Origin of the sequence: Escherichia sp. WS1265 (assembly GCF_046487585.1) — a bacterium.
In the GTDB taxonomy this organism is placed as follows: Bacteria; Pseudomonadota; Gammaproteobacteria; order Enterobacterales; family Enterobacteriaceae; genus Escherichia; species Escherichia coli.
Genome location: NZ_JBJQJE010000003.1, coordinates 212,986 through 224,775 on the forward strand (window position 1 = coordinate 212,986; position 11,790 = coordinate 224,775).

General features: G+C 52.8%; 10 protein-coding genes. 4 read left to right on the forward strand and 6 right to left on the reverse strand.

Annotated elements, in window-relative coordinates; genetic code table 11:
• Positions 1-117: 117 nt before the first annotated feature.
• Positions 118-1,491: a UDP-N-acetylmuramate:L-alanyl-gamma-D-glutamyl-meso-diaminopimelate ligase gene (gene mpl / locus ACJHX3_RS04940; RefSeq protein ID WP_001219792.1), complete on the forward strand. Its 1,374-nt coding sequence runs from the start codon at positions 118-120 to the stop codon at positions 1,489-1,491.
• A gap of 155 nt (positions 1,492-1,646) precedes the next feature.
• Here the strand turns inward: mpl and yjgA are convergent, their stop codons facing one another.
• Positions 1,647-2,198: a ribosome biogenesis factor YjgA gene (yjgA, locus tag ACJHX3_RS04945; protein WP_000166270.1), complete on the reverse strand. Its 552-nt coding sequence runs from the start codon at positions 2,196-2,198 to the stop codon at positions 1,647-1,649.
• Positions 2,199-2,291: 93 nt separating this feature from the next.
• On the opposite strand from yjgA, the gene pmbA reads away from it, so the two are divergent.
• Entirely contained in the window at positions 2,292-3,644 is a 1,353-nt protein-coding gene (gene pmbA / locus ACJHX3_RS04950; RefSeq protein WP_001162184.1) for a metalloprotease PmbA, read from the forward strand.
• Positions 3,645-3,698: 54 nt separating this feature from the next.
• Positions 3,699-4,085 carry a cytochrome b562 gene (cybC, locus tag ACJHX3_RS04955; RefSeq protein WP_001232255.1) on the forward strand — a complete coding sequence of 129 codons (387 nt, stop codon included), beginning with the start codon at positions 3,699-3,701 and terminating at the stop codon, positions 4,083-4,085.
• 44 nt (positions 4,086-4,129) lie between these two features.
• Here cybC and nrdG read toward each other — a convergent pair whose 3' ends face one another.
• The 5 genes from nrdG to treR form a co-directional block, all read right to left on the reverse strand.
• The gene (nrdG, locus tag ACJHX3_RS04960) at positions 4,130-4,594 is read right to left on the reverse strand and encodes an anaerobic ribonucleoside-triphosphate reductase-activating protein (RefSeq protein WP_001106226.1); all 465 of its coding nucleotides are present in this window, start codon (positions 4,592-4,594) and stop codon (positions 4,130-4,132) included.
• A gap of 157 nt (positions 4,595-4,751) precedes the next feature.
• Positions 4,752-6,890 (reverse strand): anaerobic ribonucleoside-triphosphate reductase, encoded by a 2,139-nt coding sequence (gene nrdD / locus ACJHX3_RS04965; protein ID WP_000187776.1) that lies wholly within the window; start codon positions 6,888-6,890, stop codon positions 4,752-4,754.
• Positions 6,891-7,283: 393 nt separating this feature from the next.
• The gene (gene treC / locus ACJHX3_RS04970; RefSeq protein ID WP_001297260.1) at positions 7,284-8,939 is read right to left on the reverse strand and encodes an alpha,alpha-phosphotrehalase; all 1,656 of its coding nucleotides are present in this window, start codon (positions 8,937-8,939) and stop codon (positions 7,284-7,286) included.
• A gap of 49 nt (positions 8,940-8,988) precedes the next feature.
• Positions 8,989-10,410 carry a PTS trehalose transporter subunit IIBC gene (gene treB / locus ACJHX3_RS04975; protein WP_001297258.1) on the reverse strand — a complete coding sequence of 474 codons (1,422 nt, stop codon included), beginning with the start codon at positions 10,408-10,410 and terminating at the stop codon, positions 8,989-8,991.
• Between the two features lie 118 nt (positions 10,411-10,528).
• Positions 10,529-11,476 (reverse strand): trehalose operon repressor TreR, encoded by a 948-nt coding sequence (treR, locus tag ACJHX3_RS04980; RefSeq protein WP_001181324.1) that lies wholly within the window; start codon positions 11,474-11,476, stop codon positions 10,529-10,531.
• 184 nt (positions 11,477-11,660) lie between these two features.
• Here treR and mgtL point away from each other — a divergent pair, with 184 nt between their 5' ends.
• The gene (mgtL, locus tag ACJHX3_RS04985; RefSeq protein ID WP_001387276.1) at positions 11,661-11,714 is read left to right on the forward strand and encodes a mgtA regulatory leader peptide MgtL; all 54 of its coding nucleotides are present in this window, start codon (positions 11,661-11,663) and stop codon (positions 11,712-11,714) included.
• Positions 11,715-11,790 lie beyond the last annotated feature (76 nt).

Here is an 11,790-nt window from a genome sequence, read left to right on the forward strand (position 1 = left end):
CGGAATGTTGCGCTCAGGTGAATCGCGCCAGCAAATTGCGGATTATCCTGAAATGCGTTTCTCACTTGCCCGACATATGCGTAAAATGAGCGGCAGATTAAAAAAGGATAGTGACGTATGCGCATTCATATTTTAGGAATTTGTGGCACGTTTATGGGCGGTCTGGCGATGCTGGCGCGCCAGTTAGGCCATGAAGTAACGGGTTCGGACGCCAATGTGTATCCGCCGATGAGCACCTTACTTGAGAAGCAAGGCATTGAACTGATTCAGGGTTACGATGCCAGCCAGCTCGATCCGCAGCCGGATCTGGTGATTATTGGCAACGCCATGACCCGTGGAAATCCGTGTGTGGAAGCGGTACTGGAAAAAAACATCCCTTATATGTCAGGTCCGCAGTGGCTGCACGATTTTGTGCTGCGCGACCGCTGGGTGCTGGCCGTTGCCGGTACACACGGCAAAACTACCACCGCGGGAATGGCGACCTGGATTCTGGAACAGTGCGGTTACAAACCGGGATTTGTGATCGGCGGTGTGCCGGGGAACTTTGAGGTTTCGGCGCGTCTGGGCGAAAGCGACTTCTTTGTTATCGAAGCGGATGAGTATGACTGCGCCTTCTTCGACAAACGCTCTAAATTTGTCCATTACTGCCCGCGTACGCTGATCCTCAACAACCTTGAGTTCGATCACGCCGATATCTTTGACGACCTGAAAGCGATCCAGAAACAGTTCCACCATCTGGTGCGTATCGTTCCGGGGCAGGGCCGTATTATCTGGCCGGAAAACGACATCAACCTGAAACAGACCATGGCGATGGGCTGCTGGAGCGAGCAGGAGCTGGTGGGTGAGCAGGGTCACTGGCAGGCGAAAAAGCTGACCACCGATGCTTCCGAATGGGAAGTCTTGCTGGATGGCGAAAAAGTGGGCGAAGTGAAATGGTCGCTGGTAGGCGAACATAATATGCACAATGGCCTGATGGCGATTGCGGCGGCTCGCCATGTTGGTGTAGCGCCGGCAGATGCCGCTAACGCGCTGGGTTCGTTTATTAACGCTCGCCGCCGTCTGGAGTTGCGTGGTGAAGCGAATGGCGTCACGGTATATGACGATTTTGCCCATCACCCGACGGCGATTCTGGCAACGCTTGCGGCGCTGCGTGGCAAAGTTGGCGGTACGGCGCGCATTATTGCTGTGCTGGAACCGCGCTCGAATACCATGAAAATGGGGATCTGCAAAGACGATCTGGCACCTTCATTAGGTCGTGCCGATGAAGTCTTCCTGCTGCAACCAGCGCATATTCCGTGGCAGGTGGCAGAAGTGGCAGAAGCCTGCGTTCAGCCTGCACACTGGAGTGGCGATGTGGATACGCTGGCAGATATGGTGGTGAAAACCGCTCAGCCTGGCGACCATATTCTGGTGATGAGCAACGGCGGTTTTGGTGGGATCCATCAGAAACTGCTGGATGGTCTGGCGAAGAAGGCGGAAGCCGCGCAGTAATTCGGCCTTAGCCTGATATAGTGTGCGTAGGCCGGATAAGGCGTTCACGCCGCATCCGGCATTTGAGCATAGTGCCTGATGCGACGCTTGATGCGTCTTATCAGGCCTACAGGTGCACCGCATCCGGCAAACCATACTCACATCAACAACGAAAATTACCCTTCATTCTCCGCCAGTTCGCGCAGATACTGGAAAATCTGGCGTGCGGATTTCGGCGGCTTATTCCCTTCTTTCTCTTTCTTCGCGTTGCGGATCAGAGTACGCAGCTGCTGACGATCGGCATCGGGCCACAGATTCAATACTTCAGCGATGGCGTCATCACCTTGATCGATCAGACGATCGCGCAGGTTTTCCAGTTTATGGAACAGCACCACCTGCTGGTTGTGACGGTTTTTCAGCTTATCCAGCGCCTGACGAATAGGCTCTACGTCGCGCTGGCGCAGCATCTTACCGATGAGCTGCAACTGGCGGCGGCGACCTTCCATCTTAATACGCTGGGCGAGCTCAATAGCCGCGCGCAGATCCGCATCTAACGGGATCTTATCCAGCGCGTTTTTCCCCAGATCAACAATTTCCGCGCCAAGGCGTTTTAGCTCCTCGGCATCACGTTTAATTTCACTTTTACTGACCCAGATAATTTCATCGTCTTCGTCTTCGATGTCATCACCGGGAACGTCGTCGAGCCAGTCTTCGGGCTGCTTAGTCATCTCAGGCTCCTTAAAAAAAGAGGCTAATGTTACCAGTTAAGATGCGCACTGAAAAACGGTTCTCTGTTAGACTTCAGAGAAACTCTCTACATTATGGCACTTGCAATGAAAGTAATCTCTCAAGTTGAAGCGCAGCGCAAGATTCTGGAAGAAGCAGTTTCCACTGCGCTGGAGTTGGCCTCAGGCAAATCGGACGGTGCGGAAGTTGCCGTCAGCAAGACCACCGGCATTAGCGTAAGCACGCGTTATGGTGAAGTGGAGAATGTTGAATTCAATAGCGATGGCGCGCTGGGGATCACTGTTTATCACCAGAACCGCAAAGGTAGCGCATCATCCACCGATTTAAGCCCGCAGGCCATTGCCCGCACCGTACAGGCGGCGCTGGATATTGCCCGTTATACCTCGCCAGATCCCTGTGCCGGCGTGGCAGACAAAGAGCTGCTGGCCTTTGAGGCACCGGATCTCGATTTGTTCCACCCTGCGGAAGTTTCCCCGGATGAAGCCATTGAACTGGCGGCCCGCGCAGAACAGGCAGCATTACAGGCGGACAAACGTATCACCAATACCGAAGGTGGCAGCTTTAACAGCCACTACGGTGTCAAAGTTTTTGGCAACAGCCACGGCATGTTGCAGGGTTACTGCTCTACGCGTCATTCGCTCTCCAGCTGTGTAATTGCCGAAGAAAATGGCGATATGGAGCGTGATTACGCCTACACCATTGGTCGTGCGATGAGCGATCTGCAAACGCCAGAGTGGGTTGGGGCCGACTGTGCTCGCCGTACTTTATCGCGCCTGTCACCGCGTAAACTCTCCACCATGAAAGCGCCGGTCATTTTTGCCAATGAAGTGGCAACCGGGCTTTTTGGGCATCTGGTGGGGGCGATAGCGGGTGGAGCGGTTTACCGTAAATCTACCTTCCTGCTGGATTCGCTGGGTAAACAAATTCTGCCGGACTGGCTGACCATTGAAGAGCATCCGCATCTGCTGAAAGGGCTGGCATCGACGCCATTTGACAGCGAAGGTGTGCGCACCGAGCGTCGCGATATTATTAAAGATGGCATCCTGACTCAGTGGCTGCTGACCAGCTATTCGGCGCGAAAACTGGGGCTGAAAAGCACCGGACATGCGGGCGGTATTCACAACTGGCGGATTGCCGGACAAGGGCTAAGCTTCGAACAAATGCTCAAAGAGATGGGCACCGGGCTGGTGGTGACGGAGCTGATGGGCCAGGGCGTGAGTGCAATTACCGGTGATTATTCCCGTGGTGCGGCGGGCTTCTGGGTAGAAAACGGCGAAATTCAGTATCCGGTTAGCGAAATCACCATCGCAGGTAATTTAAAAGATATGTGGCGCAATATTGTCACCGTCGGTAACGATATTGAAACACGCAGTAATATACAGTGTGGTTCTGTGCTGTTGCCGGAGATGAAAATCGCCGGGCAGTAAAAAACTGGCGCGACCTGCCGCGCCAAATCTTCATAATAAAAAAGGAAGTGAGCAATGCGTAAAAGCCTGTTAGCTATTCTTGCAGTCTCCTCGTTGGTATTCAGTTCGGCGTCGTTTGCCGCTGATCTTGAAGACAATATGGAAACCCTCAACGACACTTTAAAAGTGGTCGAAAAAGCCGATAACGCGGCGCAAGTCAAAGACGCGTTAACGAAGATGCGCGCCGCAGCGCTGGATGCGCAAAAAGCAACGCCGCCGAAGCTCGAAGATAAATCACCGGACAGCCCGGAAATGAAAGACTTCCGTCACGGTTTCGATATTCTGGTTGGTCAGATTGACGACGCGCTGAAGCTGGCAAATGAAGGTAAAGTAAAAGAAGCGCAGGCTGCCGCGGAGCAACTGAAAACGACCCGCAACGCCTATCACCAGAAGTATCGTTAATTCCTCATTTCCCTGTTGCCTGCACTCAGGTAACAGGGAACTTATCATCGCAAATGATGCACCACCTGATTGCTGCTGCCGCGCCAGATCAGGGAAGGGTCTTTTAAATCCTGCACAAATTTGCCGTCGACCAGTACGTTAATCAAATCAACAACCTGCATTTGCGCAGCGTTGAGATCGTCGAGTTTATAGCCTGTCCACACCCAGATGTCTTTATCCGGACACTCGGCGCGGATGCGTTTTACCAGTTTCAGAATATCCGGCACGTTTTGCGGATGCAGCGGATCGCCGCCGGAGAGGGAAATCCCCTGGCGTTTGATACGAGTGTCATTCAGATCGTTAATGATCTGGTCTTCCATTGCTTTGGTAAATGGCTGACCAGAATTTACCCGCCATGTGCTTTTGTTATAGCAACCGGGGCATTCATGAACACACCCGGAGACAAACAGGGTGCAGCGAGTGCCGGGGCCGTTGACGATGTCGACAGGATAGTACTGATGATAATTCATTGTTTCGCCTGGCTTATCAGTCCGCGTATAGGATGCATCCGGTAATCAACGCCTGATGCGACGCTGTCGCCTCTTATCAGGCCTGGAGCCGTTGCCAAATGTAGGCCGGATAAGGCGTTTACGCCGCATCCGGCATTTGCTTAGCGCAGAGTGAAGATTAACCTATCTGCCCATTCCCCAAATGTTTAACGCGGCGCTTAACTTCTTCCTGCTTACCGGCGTTAAATGGACGTGCATCCGGGCTACCTAAATATCCGCACACGCGGCGAGTCACCGACACACGGGAGGCGTCATGGTTACCACATTTCGGGCAAGTGAAGCCTTTGCTGGTGCACTCGAACTCACCGGTAAAGCCACACTCGTAGCACTCATCAATCGGTGTATTGGTGCCGTAATACGGTACATGCTGATAGCTGTAATCCCAGACATCTTCCAGCGCCTTCAGGTTGTGCTGAATGTTTGGATACTCGCCGTAGCAAATGAAACCACCGTTCGCCAGCGGCGGGTAAGGCGCTTCAAAGTCGATCTTGTCGTACGGGTTCACCTTCTTCTCCACATCGAGGTGGAAACTGTTGGTGTAGTAACCTTTATCGGTCACGCCCGGCACCACGCCAAACTCAGCAGTATCGAGACGGCAGAAGCGGTCGCACAGGTTTTCACTCGGCGTGCTGTAGAGACTGAAACCATAACCCGTTTCTTCTTTCCACTTATCCACTGCCTGACGCAGACGTTCAACAATGGCGATACCTTTCGCGCGAAGCTGCTCGTTGTCGTAAACATGCTCGCCGCCGAACAGCGCGTTAATGGTTTCGTGGATGCCGATGTAACCCAGCGAAATAGACGCACGACCGTTTTTGAAGATTTCAGAAACATCATCGTCAGCATTGAGACGCACGCCACAAGCACCTTCCATATAGAGGATCGGGGCCACGCGCGCTTTCACGCCTTCGAGACGAGCGATACGGGTCATCAGCGCCTTACGTGCCAGCACCAGACGTTCATCCAGCAGCTTCCAGAAGGTGGCTTCATCGCCTTTTGCTTCCAGAGCAATACGCGGCAGGTTCAGGCTGATCACGCCGAGGTTGTTACGACCATCGTGGATCTGCTCGCCGTTTTCATTTTCCCACACGCCGAGGAAGCTGCGGCAGCCCATCGGGGTTTTAAACGAACCGGTGACTTTCACTACCTGATCGTAGTTCAGGATATCCGGATACATGCGCTTGCTTGCGCACTCCAGCGCCAGCTGTTTGATGTCGTAGTTCGGATCGCCTTTTTTATGGTTCAGACCATCGCGAATCGCAAACACCAGTTTCGGGAACACCGCAGTTTTACGGTTTTTACCGAGGCCTGCGATACGGTTACGCAGGATAGATTCCTGAATCAGGCGCGATTCCCAGCTGGTGCCCAGACCAAAACCAAAGGTTACAAACGGCGTCTGACCGTTGGCGGTGTGCAGGGTGTTTACTTCGTACTCCAGCGACTGGAAGGCATCGTAGCACTCTTTAATGGTACGAGAGTTAGCGTAGCCTTCGGCGTCCGGGATGTTCCACTCTTCTGCGGTCTTGCGATGTTTGTTGTAGCTGGCGGTGACAAACGGTGCCAGCACTTCATCGATACGGTTAATGGTGGTGCCGCCATAAATATGGCTGGCGACCTGAGCAATAATCTGCGCAGTTACCGCGGTTGCCGTAGAGATCGACTTCGGCGGTTCAATCTCGGCGTTCCCCATCTTAAAGCCCTGGGTCAGCATGCCTTTCAGGTCGATCAACATGCAGTTGAACATCGGGAAGAACGGCGAGTAATCGAGATCGTGATAGTGAATATCGCCACGCTCATGTGCCTGCACCACGTCACGCGGCAGCAGGTGCTGGCGTGCATAGTGTTTAGCCACGATCCCGGCCAGCAGGTCGCGCTGGGTTGGAATCACCTTGCTGTCTTTGTTGGCGTTTTCGTTGAGTAACGAGGCGTTGGTCTGCTCGACCAGACCACGGATCTCCTGGTTCAGGCGACCGCGTTTTTCACGTTCAATGTCGCGATCGTGACGGTACTCGATGTAAGCACGAGCCAGTTGTTTGTATGGACCCGACATCAGCTGGTTTTCAACTGCGGTCTGGATCTCGTTGATATCCACCTGGTTGCGGCCCTGCATCTGCTCGCTGACAACCGCAGCAACAGTGGCGCAATAATCGGCATCATCGACTTCCGCTGCTTTAGCTGCACGCAGAATCGCTTCTTTGATGCGCTCTGATTTAAACGGCACTTTGCAGCCGTCTCGTTTCATCACATGCGGTGTCATGATCGCTCCATATTTTTAAGAACAGGTTATCCACAGAAATTGGGAAAGGCGTTTTCCGGTTTTTTCGTTTCGTTTTCCGGTGCTTTCCGCAATCGCCATCCGCTTATCCACAACGCCGCACCTTTTTCGTGGGGAGCTGTAGTAGCAATTATAGTCGATTAATACAACATATTGGGTTGGGACGCATTTTAAAGTCTATATATAGTGCTTTGCATCAAGGATGTTTGAACTTTTTTTGATGTAGCTCAAAGTAAAAAGCAGAGCGTACGGATGACGGGCGCTACAGCGTTATGTAAATTTTTTAATGAATTTGCTGCTTGAAAAATCAACAAAAACAACATGCTGACAGACAAAACCCCGGAATGACCGGCATTACCGGGGCTTAGGGAAGATTTACTTCTGTAACCACCAGACAGCCTCAAAAGGCCGTAAATTCATGGCACAGGGTTGTGGTGAGGCTTCTTCGTAGTTATGCATCACAAGCTGCCAGTTGCCGCGCATTTGCCCTGGCTGCCAGGGTTGGATCCCACGGCTAAGGTTGGCAATGACCAGCAAGGTTTGCCCCTTCCATTCACGGCGATAGCACCACAATACAGGGCTGTTTGGCAGCAGATCCTGGTAATTGCCCCATGTCAGGATGGCTTCCTGCTTACGCAGTGCGATTAACTTTTGGTAGGTGTAAAACACCGAGGAATCATCGGCCAGCGCGGCTTCTACGTTGATTTGTTGATAGTTATCGCCCAAGCCAATCCACGGTTCGCCAGCCGTAAACCCGGCATTATCGCCGTTGCTCCATTGCATGGGTGTGCGACTGTTGTCACGGGATTTGCTGGCGAGGATTGCCAATAACTCGTCGGCATCACGCCCATCGTTGCGTAGCTCGGCAAACATATTGAGGCTCTCCACGTCGCGATAGTCAGTAATGCGCGTGAAATGCGGGTTGGTCATGCCAATCTCTTCGCCCTGGTAGATATACGGCGTTCCCTGCATGCCATGCAGCACCATCGCCAGCATTTTTGCCGCAGGCACGCGGTATTCACCTTCATCACCAAAGCGAGAAACAATGCGCGGCTGATCGTGGTTACACCAGAACAAGGCATTCCATGCTACGTTGTGCATTCCTTGTTGCCAGTGGCGGAACAATGTTTTCAACGCCACAAAGTCAGGTTTAGCCAGCGTCCATTTTTCACCACCGGGATAATCGACCTTCAGGTGATGAAAATTAAAGGTCATCGATAATTCACTGCCTGTCAGTGCCGCGTATCGCTGGCAATGCTCAAGGCTGGTGGAGGACATTTCACCTACGGTCATTAACCCGCGTGGCGTAAACACATCGCGGTTCATCTCGTGCAAAAACTCGTGTGCTCGTGGCCCGTCGGTGTAGAAGCGACGCCCGTCGCCATCCAGGTCATCAGGGAAACGTGGGTCTTTGGAGATCAGATTCACCACATCCAGGCGCAACCCGTCGACCCCACGATCGGCCCAGAACTCACAGACTTTTTTCAGCTCTGCGCGTACCGCTGGATTCTCCCAGTTGAGATCCGCCTGCTCTGGTGCAAAGAGATGCAAATAGTACTGTTCGCTTTCCGCATGCCAGCGCCACGCACTACCGCCAAATTTTGAACGCCAGTTGTTCGGTGGCGTTTCTGGTTCGCCATCGCGCCAGATATAAAACTGGCGGTAAGGGCTTTCTTTGTTCAGCGCCTCGCGAAACCAGGCATGTTGGGTAGAGGTATGGTTAAACACCATATCGAGAATGATACGAATCCCGCGCGATTTTGCCTGCGTCACCAGTTCGTCAAAATCGTCCAGCGTGCCGTAGATGGGATCAATCGCCGTATAGTTCGCTACGTCGTAACCGTTATCGACCTGGGGAGAGATATAAAAGGGGGTTAGCCAGATGGCATCAACGCCCAGTTTATGCAGATAGTCCAGGCGTTGGATAACGCCACGTAAATCGCCGGTGCCGCTACCCGTGGTGTCCTGAAAACTCTTTGGATAAATCTGGTAGATAACGCCGTTTTGCCACCAGTGGGGAAGATTAGTCATTACGTTATTCCTGCAAATGCGAGGGGGCGCAATTGCGCCCCGAAGAAAATTAAACAATATCCAGCGTGCCCAGGCGGTATTTCCGCTGATAGATAAACGAGGTGAGTACAATCGGGATGATGATGGCGATAACCATTGCCAGCGCAAATACCTGCCAGTAGCTCGGTTGAATCGAGAGAATTCCCGGCAGGCCGCCTACGCCGATACCATTCGCCATAACGCCGTTCAGGCCGCATAGTAATCCTGCCAGACCAGAACCAATCATCGCGCACAGCATCGGGAAGCGATATTTCAGGTTGATGCCGTACATTGCAGGCTCAGTGACCCCAAGCCAGGCGGAGATAGCGGCAGGCACGGAGATCTCGCGTTCATTGTGCTTGCGGCTGGAAATGATAATGCCTATCACGGCGGAGCCCTGAGCGATATTCGACAGCGCAATCAGCGGCCACACTGGCGTGCCACCCATGCTTTGAATCATCTGCAAATCAATAGCAAGGGTGGTCTGGTGTACGCCGGTGATCACCAGCGGCGCGTACAGGAAGCCAAACAATGCCGCACCAATCGGAGCAAAGCTGCCGGTCATCAGGTGACGTACCGCAAAGGCAACGCCATCGCCAATCATGCGACCAAACGGACCAATCAGCGCATGGGCGAGGAACACCGCGAGGATCAGCGAACAGACGGGCACCACCACCAGATAGAGGTAATCCGGTACGATGCGTTTAAGGCGAGTTTCAATAACGCCCAGTGCCAGCCCGGCTAACAGTGCCGGGATCACCTGTGCCTGATAGCCCACTTTGGCGATGCTGAACATGCCAAAGTCCCACACTTCCGGCAGCTGCTGCCCGAGCAGATAAGCGTTCATCAGCTGGGGAGAAACCAGTGTCACGCCAAGCACGATACCAAGGATCGGCGTGCCGCCCATTTTTTTCACCGCTGACCAGCAAATACCGACCGGCAGGTAGAAGAAGATCGCTTCACCGATCAACCACAGAAAATCGTAGATCGTTTGCAGGGAAGGGTACATTTGCGCCAGCGTCTGACCGTTGCTCATGGGCAAATCGCCGATCACATTGCGAAAACCGAGGATCAAACCGCCGCTAATCAACGCGGGCAGCAACGGGAAGAAGATCTCCGCGAAATGAGAGATCAACTGCTCATGCCATTTCATATTCTGCCGGGCGGCTTTTTTTACCTGCTCTTTATCAACCTGCGCCTGTCCGGTTGACGCTATTAGTGCTTGATAGTAATCACCCACGTTGGTGCCAATCACCACCTGAAATTGCCCGGCATTGGTGAAACAGCCTTTCACCATGGGGAGTTGCTCAATTTCTTTCGGTCTGGCATTGGCCGGTTGGTTGAGGACAAAGCGCAGGCGAGTAATACAGTGGCTCACCGTCGCAATATTGCCGCGCCCGCCGACCAGTTCAATCAACCGATCGATATCCGTTTGGTTTATTTTGCTCATCATAAAGCCCCATGGCAGATGACATTTTTGGTTGGCTGCAGAATATATTGCGCGGAAAAATTTAAAAACGGGAACGTTCCCGAAACGCAGCGAAGATCACAATTTATCGTTCAGGAAACGATCAGGACAGGGTGGCGGGGATGATGATTTGTTGCGGTTCGCTGCGCCCGGTTACCTGTGCGATCAATTGGCAGGCCGCCTGGCGTCCAGCTTCGGCGTAACCAGGATCTACGGTGACGATCTCCGGATGAAGGAATTTCATTAATGGCGTATTACCGACGCTCGCCAGTTGCAAGGTGTCGATGCGTTGCTCTTGCAGGTATTTACTTGCGCCAAGTGCCAGCGTGTCGGTTGCGCACAGTAAGGCGGTAGTTTCAGGCGTAATCACTTTTGCTACGTTCTCATAGCCTTGCTTCATAGCAAGGCCTGGCAGAGCGGCAACGGGATGCAGTTTATGCGCTTTGCAGAACGCCAGGTAGGCTTCGTGACGTCGCTTCCCGGTCGTCACGTCACTATGCGGCACGCCGAGATAACTGATATTACGATGCCCCTGGTCATACAGCCGTTGCATCAGGATCTTGATTGCCCCTTCGTCGTCATAACAGACCGAAGCAAAACCTTTTGCGTCACGCGCCAGCAGAACCAGCGATGACTGCCAGTGGGCTAACATTTCTTCTGTTATGCCAGTAAAACCGAACAGCACTACGCCGTCGATATTACGCCGTTTCAGCACCCCCAAATGTTCGGCAACTAATTGCGGGGAAAACTGACTTTCCATCATGATTGGGTCGTAACCTTGTTCATAGAACGCTGGCAGCATGGTTTGAACGGCGAGATTTTCTGACAACGAATCCAGGCGGGTAACAATGATGGCGACCACTTTATCGCTTTGCCCACGCATAGCGCGCGCAGAGCGGGAAGGGGAAAATCCATGCTGATTCATCACTGCTTCAACACGCTCGCGGGTGCGCTGGCTCACGCCGCTTTCGTTATTCAGCACCCGGGAAACTGTAGATTTCCCCACGCCGCTTAAGCGTGCGATGTCTTTGATGGTCAGCCGATTTTGCATCCTGTTGTCCTGTAACGTGTTGTTTAATTATTTGAGCCTAACTTTACCCGTGCATTCAGCAATGGGTAAAGTCTGGTTTATCGTTGGTTTAGTTGCCAGCAGGTATTATATCGCCATAGATACTACGAATATTATTGGATTCTCCTTATTATTTGCGGCGCTTTATTCACTTACCGGAGGTTATATGGAACCTGATCCCACGCCTCTCCCTCGACGGAGATTAAAACTTTTCCGGTAAGCCCGTCTTTTCACGGCGTTACCGGATGCGTAAGGCCGTGACGTTTTAACGTCCCTGCTCAGCTTTATTACCTTCA

Bases quoted from the DNA above. Each gene is read 5' to 3' on its own strand.
- treB (WP_001297258.1), bottom strand. From the start codon at position 10,410: ATGATGAGCAAAATAAACCAAACGGATATCGATCGGTTGATTGAACTG.
- nrdG (WP_001106226.1), bottom strand. From the start codon at position 4,594: ATGAATTATCATCAGTACTATCCTGTCGACATCGTCAACGGCCCCGGC.
- treC (WP_001297260.1), bottom strand. From the start codon at position 8,939: ATGACTAATCTTCCCCACTGGTGGCAAAACGGCGTTATCTACCAGATT.
- mpl (WP_001219792.1), top strand. From the start codon at position 118: ATGCGCATTCATATTTTAGGAATTTGTGGCACGTTTATGGGCGGTCTG.
- cybC (WP_001232255.1), top strand. From the start codon at position 3,699: ATGCGTAAAAGCCTGTTAGCTATTCTTGCAGTCTCCTCGTTGGTATTC.
- pmbA (WP_001162184.1), top strand. From the start codon at position 2,292: ATGGCACTTGCAATGAAAGTAATCTCTCAAGTTGAAGCGCAGCGCAAG.
- nrdD (WP_000187776.1), bottom strand. From the start codon at position 6,890: ATGACACCGCATGTGATGAAACGAGACGGCTGCAAAGTGCCGTTTAAA.
- yjgA (WP_000166270.1), bottom strand. From the start codon at position 2,198: ATGACTAAGCAGCCCGAAGACTGGCTCGACGACGTTCCCGGTGATGAC.
- treR (WP_001181324.1), bottom strand. From the start codon at position 11,476: ATGCAAAATCGGCTGACCATCAAAGACATCGCACGCTTAAGCGGCGTG.